The sequence below is a fragment of the Chryseobacterium jejuense genome, assembly GCF_900100075.1.
Taxonomy (GTDB): domain Bacteria; phylum Bacteroidota; class Bacteroidia; order Flavobacteriales; family Weeksellaceae; genus Chryseobacterium; species Chryseobacterium jejuense.
Genome location: NZ_FNEG01000001.1, coordinates 1 through 23,210, shown reverse-complemented (window position 1 = coordinate 23,210; position 23,210 = coordinate 1). Strand labels below are relative to the sequence as shown.

The following is a 23,210-nucleotide window of genomic DNA, read 5'->3' as shown; positions in this document are numbered from 1 at the left end:
GTATTGAGAAATATAAAACCACAAAAGAAAGGTCTTTACATCACACGTTGGTTAATAAAAGATTCTTCCTTTTGTGGCTACTCACTGTTACTATTGATTAAAAACTGTACTTCGCTCCAATCTGAATTTGATATGGATTTCCTGAAAGAGGTGCTAAACCGTTACCACTCACATTTTTTGTGTACTCAAACTGCTTGGTAACCGGATCGAATTTTTTGATTCTGTACATGGAAGTATTTCCATACGATTCATTTACGCCCCATTCTTTATTAAGCAGATTGGCTACGTTGAAGATGTCTACAGAAAGCTCAAATGCACCTACTTTATCGAATTTTATTTTCTTCGCTACACGTAAATCCCAAAATCCATAAAATCCATTCTTACCCCCATTACGTTCTGCAATTTTACCGTTATATTCATTCACATAATCTTTCAATGCCTGTCCTACACTAGGATCATCAATAATAGATTGAGCTACATTAGGGAAAATATAAGCAAGGTCATTGCTATCCACAAAATCTCCATTAATATTTCCTCCTGCTGTCATAGAGAAACGTGTTCCCCCAATTCCTGAATATCTGATTCCCAATGTAAATCCTGCAATAGTAGGTGAGTTACCATAAATAACCACTTTATTTCGGAACTGGTTGTCAGAATAAGTCATTCTCAAATCTCTCGGATCCCCCTGAACCATTGTAGATAATGTTGCAGAATTGGCTACGTTTCCGTTGTATGAAGTATTGTCTTTAATATCAGACCATGTATAACTTGCTGTGATTTCTCCATCTTTCCAATAACGGTAGCTGGTATCTACAACAAACGAGAACTGATTTACTTTACCATCACTTACCAACTCCAATACTCTTCCGAAATTATTATTGATTCTTCCTTTTTTCCAGTCGATTTTTGCACCATCAATTGCTGAAGTAGGAACATATACTCCTCTTCCCCCTTCATTATCCAATGTAAAGAATGGGTTAGCTACCATGTTTCTGTCATAGTAATAGTAGTTATTTCTACCTAAAGCCATATATGCTGCCAATCCCGCTCTGAACCTGTCATTAAAGAAGTGTGTGTAGGAGATATTCGCTTTGTAAACGATTGGAATTTTAGCATCTTTCCCGGTATAGTTGATGGTTGGAACCTGATCCTTAGCAAGTGTAGGAACTGAACCGTAATTATTTCTATAATTGATAAAATCCGGTGTCAGCCCAACTGTTGCAGGATCTACATCTACTGTAGCCAAATGTTTTCCATCGAACACCAAATTATTGATAATCATATAATTGTTAATATCTGAAGAGAATATCCCGGCTCCAAACTTCAGGAAGTCTTTATTTTGTTCGTTGATATTCCATTCAAACTGGAATCTTGGCTGGATCACAAAAGACTTGATCTTATTATCCGTTCTGATCCCCATTTCATCAAGCAGTTTCTGATTAAGTTCTGCCTTTGGATATCCACCATAGTCTAATCTCAGACCAGCCATCAAATCTAATCCTTTGGCAATTTTAGTCTGGAATTGTCCGTAAATTCCGATATTCCAGATATTAGATCTTACTGACGGGTCATCCATTAAAGGAACCTCTCTATAAAATCTATAAGGCTTAAGATTATCAAAATTATCAAGGCTGCTTATCTTTTTATCCGGATCATCCTTGAAATGGAACCTTCCGTTTACTTCACTTCCGTACACCGATTTCGAAGTGGTGTACATTAAATCAGCACCAAAAGTATATTTTACTTTATCTGTGTTGTAGTATAAGTTATCTACAATCTGGAATACATTATTTCTAAAATTTTCCTGGGCAAAACGATGTCCTCCAATCTGAATATTGGTAGCTCCCAAACCTGGTGTTGTAACATTTTCAACAATTGCTCTTGGAACCGGTTTTCCCAATTCATTGTTCTGATAGCTATCCTGGAAAGTATATAAATACTGTGCTTTTAGTTCATTGGTTAAATTTGAGCGTAAATTTGATCTTAGCGTTAACAATAAACTATTATCTAAGTTTTTATCATTTCCATAAGATTCAAAGAAATTGATACTGGTGTTGTCCCCTAGTCCGTTTTTGTTAAGATCGTAAGTGAAGTTGTTTCTTAACGTCAACAAATGCTTTTCATTAATCTGCCAGTCTAAACGTAAAAATGCAGCATCAGAATTTCTCACTTTATCAAAGCTTCCGAACTGTGGAGTATTTCCTACCCCATATTTAACCCTTGCAATATCTAAAAACTTATTAAGCGTTGCTGTTGTGGTACTGAATCTCTTCTCATCATCTGCAGATCTGATATCTGCAATTTGTAATGGTCTTGAATCAAGCTGGTGATCCCATGCTACGAAGAAATGGAGTTTATTTTTGATGATCGGTCCTCCCAAAGAGAATCCGAACTGAGAAGTAGAGAAATCATTCTGTCTTTTATTTCCTCTGATATCATAAGGACTGGAAAGCCAGTTGGCTCTTAAATATTCCCATGCACTTCCTGAAAATTTATTCGTACCGGATTTGGTAACGGCACTTACCGTTCCACCACCACTTCTTCCCAATGTTACATCATATTGGTTGGTAGTAATTTTAAATTCACGTACTGCTTCAATGGAGATAGAGAAAGGTGCACCACTTCGGCTGGTAGTTGCTCCGGCAGAAGTTGGGTTTTTAGCGGTCATCCCATCAATGGTAAAGTTAGTAGAAGATCCTAACTGTCCGGAAAGATTTCCTCCTTTTCCGCTTAAAGGTGATAGTTCCGTAAGATTGGTAAAGTTTCGTCCATTTACCGGTAGCATCCCGATGTTCTTTGCAGAAATAGCTGTAGCGGCTCCCAGGTTACCAATTTTATTTTTAAGATTTCCGGTAATTTTTACTTCTTCAATATGCTTTTCATTACCCAAATCCATGTTAACCGTTACCTGATCTCCGAAGTTTACATTGTAGCCTTCTCTTTTATCATCGTTTACAATCACCGTATAAGGCCCTCCCAAAGGAATTTCTTTAAAGATATACTCTCCTTTTGAGTTCGTTTCTGTCTCTGTTCTGAATCCGGTAGATTCATTCACAATAGTAACTTTCACTTTTTCCTGCGCGGAACTTCCAGGCCCGGTTACTTTTCCTACGATGGAAGCCTGCGTAGTCTGTGCATACGCCATTGTTCCAAGTCCTAAAAACAATAACCCCAGTACAATCTTTACTTTTCTCATGTCTTCAAATTAGATGTGCAAAGGTATTTTTACTTTAAGAGCCTTCTGTTTACGGGAGTTTTAACATTTTTTTAATTAAATTGAAACGATATGTTAAATTACTTTAAACACTTGTTTTATTTTCTACTGAGTCAGTTGATTGAAGCATGTTACAGATTGTTAATTTTCCTGTAATATTTAATTCCGTTATTTTTTAAATGAAATTACTTTAGTTATTTTTGCTCAAAAGATATAAACCCGATGTCTGAAAACATTCAACAAAAAATAGAACAGCTCCGCAAAGAGCTGCACCAGCATAACGAAAACTATTACCTTCTGGATACTCCTACCGTTACAGATTATGAATTTGACATGTTACTGGAAGAACTTCAGGACCTGGAAGCTAAACACCCTGAGTTTTATGACGAAAACTCGCCTACCATGCGTGTAGGTGGTGGTATTACAAAGGTATTTCCAACAATTCAGCATAAATTCAGAATGTATTCTCTGGATAATTCTTATGATTTTGATGATCTTGAAGACTGGGAAAAGAGAATTATCAAAACGATTGATGAACCTGTAGAATTTGTAGCCGAATTGAAGTATGACGGAGCGTCTATTTCTATTCTTTATGAAAACGGAAAGCTTACTCAGGCTGTAACCCGTGGTGATGGTTTTCAGGGAGACGAAATCACTCCGAATGTGCGTACTATTTCTGACATTCCGTTAAAGTTAAAAGGTGATTTCCCATCACAGTTCTTCATGCGTGGCGAAATTTATCTAACGAGAAAGAATTTTGACAAACTGAATGCAGTTCGTGAAGAAGAAGGATTAGATCCATTCATGAATCCTAGAAATACAGCGAGTGGAAGTTTGAAAATGCAGGACAGTGCGGAGGTAAGAAAACGTGCACTTTCTTCTGTATTATACCAATTCATTTCTGATGAAATTCCTGCGGAAACTCACTGGGAATTGCTTCAAAAAGCACAAGGTTGGGGATTCAAGACTTCTCAGCAGGCAAAGCTTTGCAAAACGTTGGATGAGGTAAAGGAATTTATTACGTTCTGGGATACGGAACGCCACAACCTGCCATTTGAAATTGATGGAATTGTATTAAAAGTGAATTCTTTACAACAGCAAAGACAGCTTGGATACACAGCTAAATCTCCACGTTGGGCCATGGCTTATAAGTTTAAAGCTGAAAAGGTAGAAACTGAACTTCAAAGTGTTTCCTATCAGGTGGGAAGAACCGGAGCAATTACTCCTGTGGCTAACTTAAAACCTGTTTTACTAGCCGGAACGATTGTAAAAAGAGCATCCCTGCATAATGAAGACATCATCAAAAAGCTTGACCTTCATGAAAATGATTTTGTCTATGTAGAAAAAGGTGGAGAAATTATTCCAAAGATCGTTGGAGTAAATACTGAGAAAAGAACTGATGAAAGCAGGGAAATAGAATACATTAAACATTGCCCGGAATGTGGAACTGAATTGGTGAAAATTGAAGATCAGGCCATCCATTTCTGTCCGAATGAACTTCATTGTCCGCCACAGGTTGTAGGAAGAATGATTCACTATGTTTCAAGAAAAGCATTGAATATTGATAACCTTGGAAGTGAAACCATCGAACAGCTTTACAGAGAAAAACTGATTGAAAACCCTGCTGATTTCTACGTTTTAACCAAAGAACAAATTCTTCCACTGGAAAGAATGGCGGAAAAATCTGCTCAGAATATCATTACAGGAATTGAAAAATCAAAGGAAATCCCTTTTGAAAAAGTATTGTACGGAATTGGTATCAAGCATGTGGGAGAAACAGTTGCTAAAAAACTGGTAAAAAACTTCCCTACCATTGAGGAGTTAAAAAATGCTACTGTTGAAGAGCTTTGTCAGGTAGAAGATATCGGAGCTAAAATCGCAGTGAGCATTGAAGAGTTTTTCAAAAACACTGAAAACCTATTGATGATTGAGCGTTTGAAATCTTATGGAGTACAGCTTGAAAAAGGAGAAAGTACCAATGAAGTATTGTCTAACGTTTTAGAAGGAAAAACATTCCTTTTCACTGGAAAATTATCACTATTCACCAGGGAAGCAGCAGAAGAAATGGTAGAGAAACATGGAGGAAAGAATATTTCTGCAGTTTCGAAAAACCTCAACTATCTTGTGGTGGGAGAGAAAGCCGGAAGCAAACTTAAAAAAGCTCAGGATATTGGAACGATCAACATTCTGGATGAACAACAGTTCCTTGATCTAATTGAAAAACAGTAAAAAAATCTAACTTTTAATATAAAGCTCCTGTTGTTACCAATACTTATACAACATCCATTGAAGGTACTTTGGGTACTTTGGGTACTTCAGAGATCAGCAATGAGAAGAAGAAGAAGAATACAATAAATATTTATCCTAATCCGGTAAAAGATATATTGTATATTAAGTCCTCTAATGAAGTAACGAAAGCTGAAATTTATGATACAGTAGGAAGAGTTATTAACTCTATGGGTGTAAAAGAAAATACAGTGAATGTTTCGGATCTTCCTAAAGGAAATTATCTGATTAAACTATTCTTAAAAGACAAGGTTTCTGTACAGAAATTCATTAAGGATTAAGTTCATAAAACAACTATAAAATAAAAGTAAAAAGCTGCAAAATATTTTGCCGCTTTTTTGTTTTTAAAACCTACAAGACACTTACAATCAAACAGTAAACAGTGGTTAAAAAAAATCTCAAAGTAATTCTTTAAAAGTTTACATTTGCTAAAATTAAACTATCCCATGAAAAAACTCTACCTAGTCTTTCTAATGACTATGTTTTCCGCTCTGCAAGCGCAGATTGTTAATATTCCTGATGCCAATTTCAAAAGTATTCTGCTATCTAATGTACCTAATGCTGTTATGGCTTTTGATCTTATGAATAATCTTACTATCATTGATAAAAACCATGATGGAGAGATTCAATTATCTGAAGCTTCCAATATTACAAAACTAAACATCCGAGTAACTAGTTTTCCGGCTAATTATTCTCAACTGTTCAGTAACCTCGTTTCAATGGAAGGAATACAAAGCTTTACCAATCTGACTTCTCTTGATATAGATGGTCTTCCATTATTACAGACCTTAGATTTAAGTAATAATACCCTATTATATAACCTGGAAGTTAGCAGATGCTATGTCCTTTCATCATTAAACCTTCAAGGGTGTAGCCAGCTACATGATATGGAGATCTTTGCCAGTAAGATAGCTTCCATTAATTTATCCGGACTAACAAACTTATATGATGTGAGTATATTACAATGTCAACTTGAGAATATCTATTTGAATAATAATACGAATCTCAGCTCCTTAAACTTAGCATTGAATAAGCTTCAGACAATACCTATAAATCAAACCCCTAATTTAAAATTTCTGACCCTAACACAAAACCAAATCAGCACACTTGATTTCAGTGGTTTTCCAAAATTAGAAGCCTTGGGGGTCAGTCTCAACAAGTTTATCACCATTGATTTGTCACAAAATAAAAACCTTACAAGCTTCTATTGTGATAAGAATCCTTTTCTTCAATCATTGTTCATTAAAAATGGAATTCAGAATTTCGGTTCTACTAATACTTCAAGCTTCACAGATACCCCAAACCTTGTTTACATCTGTGCTGATGATTTTGAAATTCCTGATATTATTTCTTTATTACCATCTGCAAATACGTGTGTTCTCAACTCATACTGTTCATTTACCCCTGGAGGTACATTTTACAACATTCAGGGAAATACAAAAGTTGATGCCAATAATAATGGCTGTGATGCCAATGATGCCAACAAAGCTTTCCAAAAGTTCAGCATAACAGGAGGTGGAATTGCAGGAAGTGTGATTGCCAATACTTCCGGAGATTTTTCTCTTTCAGTACAGCCAGGCAGTCATACTGTGACTCCGGTACTTGAAAACCCAGCATACTTCAATATTTTACCTACAAGCTTTACAGCTAGCTTTCCTCAACAAGCAAGTCCATTTATTCAAAATTTCTGTATAACTCCGAATGGTGTTCATAATGATTTAGAAACAGTAATTGTACCTGTTACAGAGGCTTCACCAGGCTTTGAATCAAAATATAAAATCATTTACAAAAATAAAGGGAATACGATACAATCAGGTACCTTGGCATTTAATTATAATGATAGTGTAATGGATTATATGAATGCAACTCTGCCTACTTCTTCTCAATCTTCCGGAATATTGAACTGGAACTTCATAAGTCTTCATCCTTTCGAAACTAAAGAAATTATTGTCACTGTAAAGCTAAACACTCCAACACAAACTCCGGCTTTAAATGGTGGTGATATTCTACATTATACATCACAAATCAACGGGGCTACAGATGAAACTCCGGCTGACAATAATTTTGCTTTAAACCAAACGGTTGTCAATTCTTTTGATCCTAATGATAAAACTTGTCTTGAAGGAGCTTCTATTGCAAAAACTCAGGTTGGAGACTACGTTCATTACTTAATCCGATTCGAAAATACAGGAACAGCTAATGCCAGAAATATTGTTGTAAAGGACGAAATAGATGCAACAAAATTTGATATTTCGTCTTTAGTTCCTTTGAATGGAAGCCATAGCTATGTTACAAGAGTAACAAATCCTAATATTATAGAATTCATTTTCGAAAACATTCAGTTACCTTTTGATGATGCCAATAATGATGGATATGTAGCCTTTAAAATAAAGACAAAATCCACTTTAAATACTGGAGATTCTTTCAGTAATACCGCCAAAATCTATTTTGATTATAATGCTCCTATTATTACCAACACTTATACAACAACCATTGCAAGTACTTTGGCTACTTCAGAGGTCAAAAATGATAAGAATGTGGTAAGTATTTATCCTAACCCGGTAAAAGATATATTGCATATCAAATCTACAGATGAAGTAACTAAAGCTGAAATTTATGATACAGCGGGAAGAGTTATTAACTCTATGGGTGTAAAAGAAAATACAGTGAATGTTTCGGATCTTCCTAAAGGAAATTATCTGATTAAACTATTCTTAAAAGACAAGGTTTCTGTACAGAAGTTTATTAAAGAATAAATTATAAAATTATTATCTATACCATCTCAAAAGCCGTGAATTTTTCACGGCTTTTTTTGCAATTGTTGATGATCTATCATAATAAACATAGCTCCTCTGAAGACAATTCAGGATCGGAGTTCACAGACCCTACCCTACATAAAACCATCGCTAACAATTACATTAAAATATTAAATTAAAAACAAATAAACATTAATTATTTTAAACTAAAACAATGATATATAGAAAAATATTAATAAATTTACATTAACCAAACATCACTAAACCATGAAAAACATTTATTTTTTTGTGCTCTTACTAGCACAAGTGTCTGCTACTGCGCAGATCATTAATTTTCCCGATCCTGCATTCAAAGCAAAATTGGTCTCAGCAACTCCGGGAAATTTTGTTGCTTATAACCTCAATGGAACAGCAACCGCAATAGATACTAATAATGACGGAGAAATACAGGTAAGCGAGGCTCAAAACATTTCAAAATTGTCATTCAGCAGTACTTCCATTAATGATATTACGGGAATACAGAATTTTACCAACCTTACTTCTCTTAATGCCTCAGGAAATACATCACTTAACTCCGTTGATGTAAGTAATATGGTTCAGCTAAAAGAGTTAGTTCTTTTCACTAACGCTCTGAATGCTATCAATACACAAGGCTGTAATCAGCTTGAGAGCTTCTCATTCAGTAATAACAGCGGTTCTATTTCAAATCTCAGTTTTTTACAAAATCCTTCTTTGAAAAAGCTTATCATGATGAAAAACACGCATTTGGCCAGCGTGGATCTTTCCAATCTTACAGGACTGGAAGATATTTTTATGGGGGAAAGCACTAACCTGAATTTTACAAGTTTAAATCTATCCAACAACATCAATCTGAAAAAAATCCATATCGATAAACCCAATCTTACATCACTCACATTCAATACATTAAACCTACTTGAAAATATTACGGTTAACAGGACAAAGTTAACATCTCTGGATCTTACCAATGCTCCCCTGCTTAGTAATCTGACCCTCGATCAAAACCCATTACTGAGCACTCTTGTTATTCAGAACAATGCTAATCTGGAATATGTGCGTGTTCAGCATTCTCCATTACTTACTTCTATTAGTGTTCAGAATAAAGCCAAACTACTGGGATTAACTTTAACCGGCACAGGTATATCTTCTTTAAATCTTACAGGATCACCTGAAATATTTAGTTTATCATTGAGTGATAATAAAATTACGTCTTTAGATGTTTCCCCTCTTACAGATCTTGTATTCATGTCTATGGGTGAAGATTTTCTTACCAGCATTGATGTAAGCCAAAATACGAAGCTAAGCTCTTTAAATGTAGCAGGTAATGCTATTACGGCCGTAAATACTAAAAATGGAAAACCTAATCTTCAGTTCTATGCAAGCCCGATATCATTAACCCCAAATTTGGCTTATGTATGTTGTGATACGAATAAAGTGAATCAGGTTTCCAGTATGCTCCTTTCCTATGGACATACAAATGTGGTGGTTAACAACTACTGTTCATTCACTCCGGGAGGAGTATTCTATACTGTTCAGGGAACTACAAAATACGACAGCAATAATAACGGTTGTGACCTAAATGACCTGGCTAGGCCATTACAAAAATTTAATATTACCAACGGAACCATTTCAGGAAGCAGCATTGGAAATTCTTCCGGCAATTACTCTATTCCATTACAAACAGGAACTCATACCATTACCCCTGTTTTAGAAAATCCATCCTATTTTACAATCACTCCTTCATCTGTAAATGTAACATTTCCTAACCAGGCAAGCCCGGTAATCCAAAACTTCTGTTACGCAGCCAATGGTGTACATAGTGATCTGGAAGTTATGATCATTCCTATACAGGCTGCAGTTCCAGGTTTTGATGCTCAATATAAAATTGTTTATAAAAATAAAGGAACAGCAGCACAATCCGGAAGTATAGCTTTTAGTTTTAATGATAGTTTGATGAATTATCAAAATGCAACAGTAACGCCTAATTCCCAATCAAGTGGAGCACTCAGCTGGAATTTCACCAATCTTTTGCCATTTGAAACAAAAGAAATAACAGTCACCGTAAAGTTAAATACTCCAACACAATCTCCTGCAGTGAATAATGGTGATATTCTGCATTATACAGCACAAATTAATGGAGCAACAGATGAAACGCCAGCTGACAATAATTTCAGTCTAAACCAAACTGTTGTTAATTCCTTTGATCCTAACGATAAAAACTGTCTGGAAGGAACTTCTATTGAGAAAACTCAGGTGGGAGACTATGTACATTATCTGATCAGATTTGAAAACAAAGGAACAGCCAATGCCAGAAATATTGTAGTAAAAGATGAAATTGATGCATCAAAATTTGATTTATCCTCTGTAGTTGCACTCAATGGAAGTCATAATTTTATAACAGAAATTAAATCTCCGAATATTGTGGAATTTATTTTTGAAAACATTCAGCATCCATTTGATAATGATCATAATGATGGTTATGTTGCCTTCAAAATAAAGACAAAATCTACCTTGAATATTGGTGACAGTTTCAGTAATACTGCAAAAATTTATTTTGATTATAACCACCCGATCATTACCAATACCTATACAACAAGTGTTCAGGACAGGACTACTCTGGCAACTTCTGAAACCAGTAAAAAAAATAATCAGTTGGTGATTTACCCTAATCCAGTGAAAGACATCCTTCATATACAATCTCCGGATGAAGTGAGTAAAATAGAAATCTATGATCTGGCAGGAAGAATTATCAATTCTATGGGGGCAAAAGGAAACTCTATAAATGTTTCGGACCTACCTAAAGGAAATTATCTGATTAAACTATTCTTGAAAGATAAAGTTTCTGTACAGAAATTCATTAAAGAGTAAACTTATATAAACTACTATATAATAAAGGCTGCGAATAGTTTTCGCAGCCTTTTGTATTTTAATAACTATATTTTATTTAAAAACAAGAATCGTATAAGGATTGTTGTCACCTGCTTTAGGGGTAATCAATCTGATCTGTTCTTTATTTTTAAAATAATCTACATAAGAATCTTTGGTGAGGGTCTTCCCTTTCTCAGTCTCTTTGTACCCAGAAGCCAGAATTATTTTAACATATTGATCGTATTCCTTTTTAGTTTTAAATTCATACTCAATTCTGTCATCAGATTTATCTTCGTATTCAAACTTTGCGATTTTAGATAGGTAATCGGGAGTTTCATATTCTGTTACCACGAAACCTAGTCCTTCTGTTTTATCATAAAACCTGTAATTAAGGCTTTTCATTTCCTTTTTAAAATCAGCCATTCCTAATTTGTTGAATGCTGCAAATTGTTCTAAGGTAAAGGTTTGCGCAGAAAGCTGACTGCTTAAGGTAATACCGAATAATATGACTAATAAGCTTGCTATTTTCTTCATTTTGTTAATTTGGTAACAAATATAATGTATAAATAATTAGAGAAAGTTTATGGCTTATTTATCATTTCTTCTGCCATCCCAAATAGAGAGAATGATTAATTCAACACCTGAAAATTCATAAAATATAAGATAATCTCTGACAATTTTAACCCTTACATTTTGGATATCAGTTTTTCGTACAATAGTAGGATTGAATACAATATTCCAAATAAAAAAAGAGTAATACTGAGAGAAAGAATTACAATTATAAAAAGATTTTCATTTTTGAAATCAATATAAGAGAGACCAATCGTGAAAACACTTGAAATGACAAGCAATATCAGACTTTTAATTTTACTGGAATAAAAATGATGCTCTTTCATATTCTCTTTGGTCTCTATATTTGATGGAATTCAAATATATAAAACTTCAGGCAATGGGAAGTCTGAAGTAAAATGTACTTCCATTATTCAGAGCGCTGCTTACCCCAATTTCACCATTCTGTTTCTCAATAAAATTCTTTGAAATAGCCAGCCCGAGACCTGTTCCATTCTGATGTTCACCAGGAACCTGAAAGTAACGGTCAAAGATCTGTCTGTGATATTTTTCATCAATCCCGCTTCCCGTATCAATAATATTAAACTGAATAAAATCTTCTATCCTTTGTACAAGAACTTTAATTTCTTCATCCTGAAAGGAATGTTTTACCGCATTGGTTAGGAAATTATTCATGACCCAAACTGTTTTGTCAAAATCAGCTGTCACAAAATCAGTATCTTCCAACTGGTATTCTGTATGAATTGAAATATTCTTCTGTTCTGACAGTTTTTCAACATTTTTTACAGCGGTCTGTACAATTTCTTTAGGGGAACATTTTTCAACAGTCAGACGAATATTTCCGGATTCTACCTGAGAAAGATTAAGAAGTTCACCGGTAATATCCAATAAACGCTGCCCGTCTTCATTGATGCTCTTCAGCAATTCCTGCTGTTGTTCATTCAACTCACCGAATTTCTGATTTCCGAGTAGCTGCACCCCCATTTTTATAGCAGAAATCGGAGTTTTCAATTCATGGGAAATGGTTGCAATAAAATTGGTCTTGGCAAAATCCAGTTCTTTAAAAGGTGTAATATTTCTCAATAAAATTACCTTCCCGATATATTTTTTCTCCTTCTCTCCTGTTTTTACAATATTAATCGGGACAATATCCTGTTCAAAATAGTTTTCTTTATTCTCCCGAACGATCTTAATAGGATCTTTCATCGGATGATCAATATTTTTCAGTAGTTCCCGCATCAGATCATTATTAATTGCCACTTCATGGGCTGTTTTTCCGATAATATCTTCTTTGTGCAGATTAGTGATCTTTAAAGCTTCATCATTAATCATATAGATGAAATGATTTTCATCGAGACCAATTACAGCATCATGCATATTATTCACCAAGGTTTCAATCCTTTTTTTCTCCATCAGCTGCTTGGAAAGGTTGCTGCTTTCATATTCCTGAAGCTTTTCTGCCATCACATTAAAAGAGTCTGCCAGGCTGTTGAATTCTTCACTGCCTTTAAAATGTACCCTTTCATTATAATTTTTATCTGCAATCTGCCTGATACTAAAGGTTAGCTGATTGATAGGCTCAGCAATGGTTTGAGGCAGGTTGAACAATAAAATAAAAGCAATCAGAAAGCAAACCGTTCCCAGACTGACAATCCAAAAAGTCGCATTTTCAGCTGTAATGATAGCGATATCACTTTTACGTTCAATCCCTTTCATATTTAAAGACATGATTCTGGCCAGATCTTCCCGGATTAGCTTCTCTTTATGGGTTGTAGGTTCTTCTAAATAACTGTTGAAATGCAGATTCAGATTCTGGGTTGCCTCTTTTTCTCCAAATTCAGTAAGGTTTTTATCCTGCAACTTATTGTTTTTCTTAAAATCTGCTATGGCCACCACACTGTCTGTACTTATATGATCCAGCGCCAGAAGCATATTCTTAGAAAATTCAAGGCTGTTATAATTGGCCGTAAGAATCTTTTCTGTATCAGATTTTAATTTATTGATATATACAGAACCTATTACTGAAAGCAGGACGATCAGTAAAAATAAAAGGCCCACGCCTAAGGTAAGTTTTGTTTTAAGTTTCATATGAAGATCCTTATTGTTTTTTAAAAGACATATGCAATCGCGTCATCTTTATCGGTGTTTGTGGTTTCCAAATCATTGCGATTTCATTACTTTTAAGATAAGATAATAATATCTACCTGCCTTTCATTCAGCCCATTCATCAAAGTATAAATCCAGCTATAGCCGGACAGACGCTGCCAAAGCTTTGCATGAGGCTTTCCGATGCAGACTGTGGTGATGTTATGGGCAATCACATATTCAAGGATTCCGTTATGAACACTATTTTCCTTGATCCTGACAACCTTGGCTCCCAATTCTTGTGCTAAATTAAAATTATTAATCAAATACCGCTGCTTGTCCAGCGCTATTTTTTCAGGGTTTTCTGAAGGTTTCTGAATATAGAGAACCGTCCACGGACTGTTATAATAACTCGCCAGCCTGGCAGTCTTTCTGATGATGGTCTTTGCAATCTTCTCATTGCTGCTGATGCAGGCCAGAAATTTGATGGGTTTAAAATTCTCTGTTTTAATTTCAGTTTCCACCTTTCTTTCCACATGCGTTGCTACTTCTTTTAATGCAAGTTCACGAAGCTGTAAAATATGACCACTCTGGAAAAAGTTACTGAGTGCGGTCTGAATTTTCTCTTTCTTATAGATTTTTCCTTCTTTCAAACGGGTGAGAAGCTCATCGGCGGTAAGGTCAATATTCACTACTTCATCAGCCAGAGCCAAAATTTTATCAGGAACACGCTCTGCAACTTCAACTCCCGTTATTTTCTTTACTTCTTCATTAAGACTTTCAATATGCTGAATATTCATCGCACTGATGACATTGATCCCGTTATCCAGAATCTCAAGCACATCCTGCCATCTCTTTTTATTTTTGGACCCTTCCACATTGGTGTGGGCTAGTTCATCTACAAGAACCACTTCCGGATGTTCATTGATAATAGCCTGGAGGTCCATTTCCTCCAGGTTTTTACCTTTATAAAAGACTGATTTTCTTTCAATTTCCGGAATTCCTTCCGCCAACGCTACCGTTTCTTCACGGTCATGGGTTTCTATATAACCAATCTTTACATCAATGCCGTTTCGTAAAAGGGAATGAGCCTCCTGCAGCATTCGGAAGGTCTTCCCAACACCTGCACTCATTCCAATATAAATTTTGAACTTCCCTTTTCGGGACTTTTGGATAAGTTCTAAAAAATGTTTTGCTGATGACATTGATTTGATTCTTTTTAGTTTTATTTTAAACACTTTTTCACTTGGTTAAAACCACACCGCTAAACTTGTTGTAACGAAGAAATTTCCTTTTCTGAAATCATCATTTTTCGCAAAAATAGCGTCCTTAGAAGTAAATCCTCTCGCTTCAGTACGAAAAACAACATTTTTAAATACAGCATAATCTACATTCAGTGAATATCCAAAGGTTTGAAAACCATTAGAACTTCCTGTACTGATAATCACTCCATTTTTATCATTGTAATATTCCAGTCTTCCGGCTAATGCCCATTTAGTGTCTACCTGATATTTTGCCTGTATATTTGGGCTGTACCAGATATTATATTGCTCACTTCCTTTGGTCTTCTGCTCTGCTCCGATATCAAATCCTAATAAAGCCGAAAACTGGTCTGTTAACTGGAAACTTCCATACAAATCATGGAAATAACGCATTCTTTTCTCATCCTTGGCTTTATCATTTCCTATAAATGAACTGCTATTCAAAGTTACTTTATCATTTGGTTTGTACGTCACCTGATGTCCAAAAGAAATACTCTGATTTCCTTTTACTTTTGCAATACGTTGCCAGCCATTCAGAACCAATCCGCTTACAAACCATTTTCCGTTGTCTGAAGTATAGGAAACTTTAGCTCCGGTTTCAAAATAAGGCGAATTTTCAGCCGCAAAACTTCTTGTCAGATTAATATTATCTTTTCCTATTGCACTTTCCCAACCAATATGAGAAGGCATAATCCCGGCATCAATCCACAGGTTTTTATTTTTGGATATTTTGATTCCTACATTTGCTTCGTTGATATATCGCAAAGCTTCCTGTTCTGCAGCCATATTGTCCTGTGCGTAAGTTCCACCCATTAATGCAAGATTGGCTCTGATATTATCACTCTGATAATTGGCTTTTATGAGACCCAGATTAAGATTGACCTCATTATGTCTGTTGTAGGAGTATAAAAAATTCTGGCGGAGATGATTTCCCGGCTCATTAAAATCGTAAGTATAAAAGAGTTCCGCATAAGCCGAAAATGTAACTTTAGGCTCTGTTTTTAATGAGTCTGATGATTGTGCTTTTGAGAAAAACACTCCCAATAGCATTCCTATAATAGTAATTTTTTTCACGTTGATTTCGAATTGTCTAAGTACAGTAAAGAAATATATTCATCTGATATTATAACCATTAAGAAAGAACTAAGCTGTTAAGAAAAGGATTATAAGCGAATGATAAGTGGTAATATTTTGAAATTTTAGATTTTCTTACTTACACTTAATTCTTTCAATACTCTTAATGGTTCAATGTATCTAACAATATTTTATAAATTCTGCCGTACAATTATTTTAATTATTTAAGTTGATCTAACTCACCATGTCAAGGTTTAAAACCTTGACATGGTTAAGTTCAAGATTATTAGATTATTTTAATTGGTCTAAAGCGATGTTAAGCTTTAAAACATTGATTTTTGAAGGTCCGAAAAGCCCTAAAAACGGTTTCTGAGTTTGATCTTTAATTAAGGTATTAATCTTCTCTACAGAAAGGTTTCTCATTTTGGAAATTCTTTTGGCCTGATATAAAGCTCCTTCTTCTGAAATATCAGGATCCAATCCACTTCCGCTTGCTGTAGCCAACTCTACAGGCACTTTAGCATTTCCCATTTCTGGATTCTGTAATTTTAGGGTATCTATTCTTTTTTGTACAGTTTCCAAATATTCTTTATTGCTTGGACCTTTGTTACTTCCTCCACTTCCCGCTGCGTTATAGTTTACATTGGATGGACGGCCATGGAAGTATTTTTCAGATTTAAATTCCTGTCCGATGTTGGCATAGAATTTTTGTCCTTTATAATTAATGATCTCCGCATTTCCCTGAGTAGGTAATACCTTTGATCCGGCATATACAACGATCAGATAAATCCCTACAATAGCTAACATGACAAGACTTAATCTGAAAGCTGAAACGATATGATTTTTCATTTTTTAAATTTTAATAGAATAGACTAATCACTACATCAATAATTTTGATTCCGATGAAAGGAACAATAACGCCTCCCAAACCATAGATCAAAAGGTTTCTTCTCAATAATGCACTGGCACCAATTGGCTTGTAAGCCACTCCTTTTAACGCCAATGGAATCAGGAAAGGAATAATCACCGCATTGAAAATAACCGCTGATAAAATGGCTGTTTCCGGACTGTGAAGATTCATGATATTCAGTTTCTGTAATGACGGAATAAAGGTGATAAACAAGGCCGGAATGATGGCAAAGTATTTCGCAACGTCATTGGCAATACTGAAAGTCGTTAGAGTTCCACGGGTCATCAATAATTGTTTTCCGATCTCTACGATCTCAATGAGTTTGGTAGGGTCATTATCAAGGTCTACCATGTTACCTGCTTCCTTCGCTGCCTGAGTTCCACTGTTCATCGCAACCCCCACATCGGCCTGAGCTAATGCCGGGGCATCATTCGTTCCGTCTCCCATCATCGCTACCAGTTTTCCTTCCTGCTGTTCCTTCTTGATGTAGTTCATCTTATCTTCCGGTTTGGCTTCGGCAATAAAATCATCAACTCCAGCTTTTTCCGCGATAAATTTCGCCGTTAAAGGGTTATCTCCGGTTACCATTACCGTTTTTACCCCCATTTTTCTCAGTCTCTGGAAACGTTCCTGTATTCCTGTTTTAATAATATCCTGAAGTTCAATAACGCCCCATACTTTTTCATTAACGGAAACTACTAAAGGTGTTCCTCCGTTTTCAGAAATTTTGGTTACCGCATCCTGGGTTTCCTGTGGGAAAAGATTCCCGGCTTTTTCAGTCAGTTTTTTTATAGTGTCGTAAGCTCCTTTTCTGATTCTGGTTTCTTCAAAATCAATTCCTGAAGTTCTGGTCTCAGCAGTAAAGTCTATGTAGGTTGGATTGGGAACCAACAGATCTTCTGATTTCAGCTGACTCAGTTCTATAATAGATTTTCCTTCAGGGGTTTCATCTGCTACCGAGCTCAGAGCAGAAGCTTTGATAAAGTCTTCAAGTTTAATTCCGTTGGTTGGATGAAATTGAGTGGCCTTACGGTTCCCAATAGTGATTGTTCCGGTTTTATCAAGTAGCAAAACATCAATATCACCCGCTGTTTCTACAGCTTTTCCACTTTTTGTGATTACGTTGGCTCTCAATGCTCTATCCATTCCAGCAATCCCGATTGCAGAAAGCAGACCTCCAATGGTTGTCGGAATAAGACAGACAAAAAGTGAGATAAATGCGGCAATCGTAATTGGAGTCTGCGCATAGTCTGCAAAAGGCTTTAAGGTTAGGGTTACAATAATAAAAGTAAGGGTAAACCCTGCTAATAATATGGTTAATGCGATTTCGTTAGGTGTTTTCTGTCTTGATGCTCCTTCTACAAGAGCAATCATTTTATCCAAAAAGGATTCTCCGGGTTTGGTAGTTACTTTTACCTTAATTCTGTCTGAAAGTACCTTGGTTCCTCCCGTTACTGAGCTTTTGTCTCCTCCTGCTTCGCGGATAACCGGTGCACTTTCTCCTGTTATGGCAGATTCATCAATGGTTGCCAGCCCTTCAATAATTTCTCCATCCATCGGAATCTGATCTCCGGTTTCACAAAGAAAAATATCTCCAAGCTTCATTTCTGCAGACATTTTTAAAGCAGTTTCTACCTGAAATCCAGGTTTGTTATCAATCACCAGTTTGGCAGGAGTTTCCTCACGGGTTTTCCTAAGCGTATCAGCTTGTGCCTTTCCTCTGGCTTCAGCGATAGCTTCAGCAAAATTGGCAAATAAAACGGTAAAAAATAAGATAATGAATACCAGGAAATTATATGAGAAACTTCCCTGGGTTTTATCACCAGTTAAGCTGAACATGCTTACTATAAACATGACCACTGTTCCGATCTCCACCAGAAACATCACTGGATTTTTAAACATAATTTTCGGATTCAGTTTTACGAAAGACTGTTTAATCGCTTCGTTTACCAAATCTCTTTGAAACAATGTTTGTGATTTATTTTTCATTTTTTTGAAAGAGTTTATATCATTATAAATCAATAACAACCATTAAGAGAAACTAAATTATAGGGCATAGGATTGGATAATATTATGTAGTGAACGTTTCGGTAAGTTTTAAATGAGTTCCCTAAACGATTCAGCTTCCTGAATGGTTGACTATTGATTTTAATTTTTAATGTTCACAATTTATTTAGAGAAATATTGTATCTGTTCTGCAATAGGTCCTAGAGTTAATGCAGGGAAGAATGATAAGGCTGCAATTAGCAGAATAACCGCCAGCGTCATAAAACCGAATGTTGCGGTATCTGTCTTCAATGTTCCTGAACTTTCTGGAATGAATTTTTTCTGAGCCAGTAATCCTGCAATAGCTATCGGTCCTATAATTGGGATAAATCTTGATAACAGCAGTACTATTCCTGTTGAAATATTCCACCAAGGGGTATTATCTCCCAATCCTTCGAATCCTGATCCATTATTGGCTGAGGAAGAAGTAAATTCATACAGCATTTCACTGAAACCATGGAATCCGGGATTGTTCAATGTTTTAGCACCAAATTCAGGTAAATAAGCCGTTAAAGCCGTTCCCACAAGAATTAAAAATGGATGGAACAAAGCAACAATCATCGCGATTTTCATTTCCTTGGCTTCGATCTTTTTCCCCATGAATTCCGGGGTTCGTCCTACCATCAATCCACTGATAAACACAGCGAGAATGATAAAGATAAAGTAGTTCAGTATCCCTACTCCACAACCGCCGTAGAAGCAGTTAATCATCATCGCAAGAAGTTCATTCATCCCTGAAAGAGGCATCGTACTGTCATGCATAGAATTTACAGAACCCGTAGAAATTACCGTAGTGGCAATACTCCAGTAGGCTGATGCAGCGCTACCGAAACGGATTTCTTTCCCTTCCATCGCACCTAAGCTACTGTCTGCTCCCATTTTTGTAATCAAAGGATTTCCTCCCGTTTCATTAACAATATTAGGAACAGTAAGCGCTAAGAAACCAATCGTCATCACGGTAAATATGACCCATGATAATTTTCTTTTCTTTAAATAGAAACCTAACGCAAAAACCAATGCAAACGGAATAATCATCTGAGTGACCATTTCCGTCATATTCGTTATATAATTTGGGTTTTCAAGAGGATGAGCTGAATTGGCTCCGAAGAAACCACCACCATTGGTTCCCAAATGTTTAATAGCAACAAAAGCGGCTACCGGACCTCTGGAAACGTCTATTTTTTGCCCTTCAAGGGTTGTAATATGATCTTTTCCTTCAAAAGTCATCGGACTTCCATTAATAGAAAGAATTAAAGCAACTATTACACTGATTGGAAGTAAAATTCTAATCATTGACTTAGTAAAATAGTCATAGAAATTACCTAGTTCTGTAGCTGTTTTTTCTTTAAAAGCTTTAAAAAGAACAGCCATAGCAGCCATTCCCGTTGCAGCCGTTACAAACTGTAAAAACATCAGATAAAGCTGGCTTAGATAACTTACTCCCGTTTCTCCTGAATAGTGCTGTAAATTACAGTTCACTAAAAATGAGATGGTTGTATTAAAAGCCAGATCAGGTGACATATTCGGGTTCCCATCCGGATTTAAAGGTAACCAGGCTTGGGTGAGCAAGAGGATAAATCCTATAATAAACCAAACCAGATTAATCGCCAGCATCGCATACATATTCTGCTTCCAGTTCATCTGGCGATTGGGATTGATTCCCGATATTTTATAAATTAACTTTTCAATCGGCTGAAAAACCGGATCTAAAAAGGTTTTCTTGTATCCATAAACATTAGCAATGTATTTACCTAAAAATATTCCGATAACTAATGTAATAGCAAACATGGCTATGATGCCTAAAATTTCTGTATTCATCGTCTTTTAAAATTTTTCAGGTTTCATTAAAACATAACAGATATACACAAAGGCAAGAATTGAAAGGAAAAATAAACTCCACATAATTTTATATTCTATCAAAAAATTCAACTGATTTATATAAAAGCCAGAACAATACTGCAAAAAGCAGAATTAAACTTATCAGCATCATATCTTTATTATTAGAGTTAAAAGTGTAAACAATACGTACGATACAATCAGCAAACTAAAAGTTGCATGCTCCCGTTTTTTAAACGTTTTTCTTGAAATTGTCATTTTTAAATATTTTATTCAGAGACTATATGCCAAAAGAAGGTCCAATCCTGAAATAAATAAAACAACATACTGAAATACAATAAATTAACACCAATACAAAACCTATCTAAAAACAGAAAAGCCTATCAAAATGATAGGCTCTTTATTAAAATGATAAAAGACTTATTTCAGTCCGTATTCGTCGAGTTTACGATATAGCGTAGCAATTCCTATTTCAAGGAGTCTAGCCGCTTCTGCCTTATTACCCTTCGTATATTGCAATACTTTTTGGATATGAATTTTCTCAAGCGATCTCATACTTAAAGAATCACTCTCTGGAACCGCCTTTTCTGAATAATGAGGAAGGCTTTCAGCATCCAGAATATTATCATTCATAAGAATCAGGCTGCGTTCTACGGCATTTCTTAATTCTCTGATATTCCCTTTCCAGTCGTTTTTCTCAAGGGCCTTATAATATTCCGGTAAAACCTGAATGGATGGCAGATGGAGTTTATTTGAGAATAAATCAACAAAATTCTTTGCCAGCATTTTCAGATCCTCTTTTCTTTCTCTTAAAGACGGAAGTGTAATTTCAAAAACATTCAGTCTGAAATAAAGGTCTTCTCTAAAATTCCCTTGCTTTATCTCCTCTTCCAGGTGTCTATTAGTAGCTGCAATCAGTCTGAAATCAGATTTGGAAACTTTGGTTTCCCCCATTTTGATAAATTCTCTTGTTTCCAGTACTCTAAGCAATTTTGCCTGAAGTTCTATAGGCATTTCACCAATCTCATCAAGGAATAGAGTTCCGCCATTAGCTTCTTCAATTAATCCTTTCTTATCTTTTATTGCCCCTGTAAAAGCACCTTGCTTATGACCGAAAAGTTCACTTTCCAGGATTTCCTTACTAAAAGCAGAACAGTTAATCGCTACAAAAGTGTTTTTCTTACGCTCACTTCCCTCATGGATAGCATTTGCAAAAACCTCTTTTCCGGTTCCTGTTTCACCTGTTAAAAGTACGGCAGCATCAGTTAATGCTACTCTTTCTGCTAATTTTTTGGAGTGTAAAATCAATGGGGAATTACCAATAATTTGTCCAAACCCTTTTAATGCTCCGCATGACTGAACAGTTCTTGTTCTGTTATCTTTTACTTTATCTAATGCTTTATAGACTAATGGAATAATCTTCTCATTATCATCCCCTTTTACCAGGTAATCATAAGCCCCATTTTTCATGGCCTGTACAGCATCGGTAATATTTCCGAATGCGGTCATCAGAATAATTTCCAGATGTGGATATTTGGTTTTAATAGACTTTACAAGATCTACCCCAAACGCATCAGGAAGTCTGACGTCACTTAGCACAACATCAAAATCATACTGCTCCAACATTGTCATTGCAGAACGGGCAGTAGAAGCTTCTTTTACGTTAAAATTCTCTTGGGAAAGGATCATTCCTAATAACTTAAGGAGCTTGATCTCATCATCGATAATCAGAATGTTTCCTGACATTATAATTCTTTTTGGAAAACTGATACAAACTTATTGATTTTATTTGAGGAAAAGTCTCTTATTCTGGAAATTAATTTCATCTATTTACTTATTTCAGGAGCTTTATCCCGCTATCCACTCATACTCCTCGCGCCATCGCCTGCCATGCTCCAACCTATGCTGTGGGGTAACCGTTACTATCGGGGCTAGAATGAAGTATTAATGATAAGTGATAAGTGATGAATGATGGGTATTTGTTTATTAATTTAGTGAAGGACCTATTATTATCAGTAATGAGTATAGACAATGGTATTCATAACTTTATTCTACTCTGGTTATGGATATAGCTTATTTCATAGCCTTATAATTGCTAAGGATCTTTACAGAAATCGAAGATTAGACGTAGTCAGTGACAAAAGTTGCTATGGGGAAAAAGAATAGTAATGATACCAAGAATATTTGTCATAACACAATAGCTTAATATAAAAATAAGTCTATTGTTATTTTACATATTCAGGATTCAATAGAAGTGGGCTTTAGCCCGCTTTATCATGAAGAAT

Annotated in this window: 13 protein-coding genes; 4 read left to right on the top strand and 9 right to left on the bottom strand. The window is 35.6% G+C overall.

Annotated elements, in window-relative coordinates:
- Positions 1 to 97 precede the first annotated feature (97 nt).
- Positions 98 to 3,196, bottom strand: coding sequence for a TonB-dependent receptor (locus tag BLS98_RS00070; protein WP_089732414.1), 3,099 nt, complete (start codon positions 3,194 to 3,196; stop codon positions 98 to 100).
- Between the two features lie 240 nt (positions 3,197 to 3,436).
- Between BLS98_RS00070 and ligA the strand changes: the two genes are divergently transcribed.
- The 4 genes from ligA (at position 3,437) to BLS98_RS00050 (ending at position 11,142) form a co-directional block, all read left to right on the top strand.
- Complete coding sequence (ligA, locus tag BLS98_RS00065) at positions 3,437 to 5,443, top strand: NAD-dependent DNA ligase LigA (RefSeq protein WP_089732412.1); 2,007 nt, start codon at positions 3,437 to 3,439, stop codon at positions 5,441 to 5,443.
- Positions 5,444 to 5,511: 68 nt separating this feature from the next.
- Positions 5,512 to 5,781, top strand: coding sequence for a T9SS type A sorting domain-containing protein (locus BLS98_RS00060; protein WP_167356141.1), 270 nt, complete (start codon positions 5,512 to 5,514; stop codon positions 5,779 to 5,781).
- A gap of 165 nt (positions 5,782 to 5,946) precedes the next feature.
- On the top strand, positions 5,947 to 8,256 hold the full coding sequence (locus BLS98_RS00055) for a DUF7619 domain-containing protein (RefSeq protein ID WP_089732408.1): 2,310 nt from the start codon (positions 5,947 to 5,949) through the stop codon (positions 8,254 to 8,256).
- A gap of 267 nt (positions 8,257 to 8,523) precedes the next feature.
- Positions 8,524 to 11,142: a T9SS type A sorting domain-containing protein gene (locus BLS98_RS00050; RefSeq protein ID WP_089732406.1), complete on the top strand. Its 2,619-nt coding sequence runs from the start codon at positions 8,524 to 8,526 to the stop codon at positions 11,140 to 11,142.
- 72 nt (positions 11,143 to 11,214) lie between these two features.
- Here BLS98_RS00050 and BLS98_RS00045 read toward each other — a convergent pair whose 3' ends face one another.
- From BLS98_RS00045 to BLS98_RS00005, 8 genes are all read right to left on the bottom strand, one after another.
- A complete protein-coding gene (locus BLS98_RS00045; RefSeq protein ID WP_089732404.1) occupies positions 11,215 to 11,676 on the bottom strand; it encodes a hypothetical protein in 462 nt (153 codons plus the stop codon).
- 408 nt (positions 11,677 to 12,084) lie between these two features.
- Complete coding sequence (locus BLS98_RS00035) at positions 12,085 to 13,800, bottom strand: ATP-binding protein (protein ID WP_089732402.1); 1,716 nt, start codon at positions 13,798 to 13,800, stop codon at positions 12,085 to 12,087.
- Positions 13,801 to 13,892: 92 nt separating this feature from the next.
- The gene (locus BLS98_RS00030) at positions 13,893 to 15,002 is read right to left on the bottom strand and encodes a histidine kinase (protein ID WP_089732400.1); all 1,110 of its coding nucleotides are present in this window, start codon (positions 15,000 to 15,002) and stop codon (positions 13,893 to 13,895) included.
- A gap of 45 nt (positions 15,003 to 15,047) precedes the next feature.
- A complete protein-coding gene (locus BLS98_RS00025) occupies positions 15,048 to 16,109 on the bottom strand; it encodes a porin (protein ID WP_089734352.1) in 1,062 nt (353 codons plus the stop codon).
- A gap of 315 nt (positions 16,110 to 16,424) precedes the next feature.
- Positions 16,425 to 16,982, bottom strand: coding sequence for a K(+)-transporting ATPase subunit C (kdpC, locus tag BLS98_RS00020; protein ID WP_089732398.1), 558 nt, complete (start codon positions 16,980 to 16,982; stop codon positions 16,425 to 16,427).
- A 10-nt stretch (positions 16,983 to 16,992) separates the two neighbouring features.
- Complete coding sequence (gene kdpB, locus BLS98_RS00015) at positions 16,993 to 19,032, bottom strand: potassium-transporting ATPase subunit KdpB (RefSeq protein WP_089732396.1); 2,040 nt, start codon at positions 19,030 to 19,032, stop codon at positions 16,993 to 16,995.
- A gap of 180 nt (positions 19,033 to 19,212) precedes the next feature.
- Positions 19,213 to 20,907, bottom strand: coding sequence for a potassium-transporting ATPase subunit KdpA (gene kdpA, locus BLS98_RS00010; RefSeq protein WP_089732394.1), 1,695 nt, complete (start codon positions 20,905 to 20,907; stop codon positions 19,213 to 19,215).
- Between the two features lie 438 nt (positions 20,908 to 21,345).
- On the bottom strand, positions 21,346 to 22,671 hold the full coding sequence (locus BLS98_RS00005) for a sigma-54-dependent transcriptional regulator (protein ID WP_089732392.1): 1,326 nt from the start codon (positions 22,669 to 22,671) through the stop codon (positions 21,346 to 21,348).
- Between the last annotated feature and the right edge of the window lie 539 nt (positions 22,672 to 23,210).

Coding starts and splice junctions, on each gene's coding strand:
- kdpA (WP_089732394.1), bottom strand. CDS start 20,907: ATGAATACAGAAATTTTAGGCATCATAGCCATGTTTGCTATTACATTA.
- kdpB (WP_089732396.1), bottom strand. CDS start 19,032: ATGAAAAATAAATCACAAACATTGTTTCAAAGAGATTTGGTAAACGAA.
- kdpC (WP_089732398.1), bottom strand. CDS start 16,982: ATGAAAAATCATATCGTTTCAGCTTTCAGATTAAGTCTTGTCATGTTA.
- ligA (WP_089732412.1), top strand. CDS start 3,437: ATGTCTGAAAACATTCAACAAAAAATAGAACAGCTCCGCAAAGAGCTG.
- BLS98_RS00045 (WP_089732404.1), bottom strand. CDS start 11,676: ATGAAGAAAATAGCAAGCTTATTAGTCATATTATTCGGTATTACCTTA.
- BLS98_RS00050 (WP_089732406.1), top strand. CDS start 8,524: ATGAAAAACATTTATTTTTTTGTGCTCTTACTAGCACAAGTGTCTGCT.
- BLS98_RS00005 (WP_089732392.1), bottom strand. CDS start 22,671: ATGTCAGGAAACATTCTGATTATCGATGATGAGATCAAGCTCCTTAAG.
- BLS98_RS00055 (WP_089732408.1), top strand. CDS start 5,947: ATGAAAAAACTCTACCTAGTCTTTCTAATGACTATGTTTTCCGCTCTG.
- BLS98_RS00030 (WP_089732400.1), bottom strand. CDS start 15,002: ATGTCATCAGCAAAACATTTTTTAGAACTTATCCAAAAGTCCCGAAAA.
- BLS98_RS00035 (WP_089732402.1), bottom strand. CDS start 13,800: ATGAAACTTAAAACAAAACTTACCTTAGGCGTGGGCCTTTTATTTTTA.
- BLS98_RS00025 (WP_089734352.1), bottom strand. CDS start 16,109: ATGCTATTGGGAGTGTTTTTCTCAAAAGCACAATCATCAGACTCATTA.
- BLS98_RS00070 (WP_089732414.1), bottom strand. CDS start 3,196: ATGAGAAAAGTAAAGATTGTACTGGGGTTATTGTTTTTAGGACTTGGA.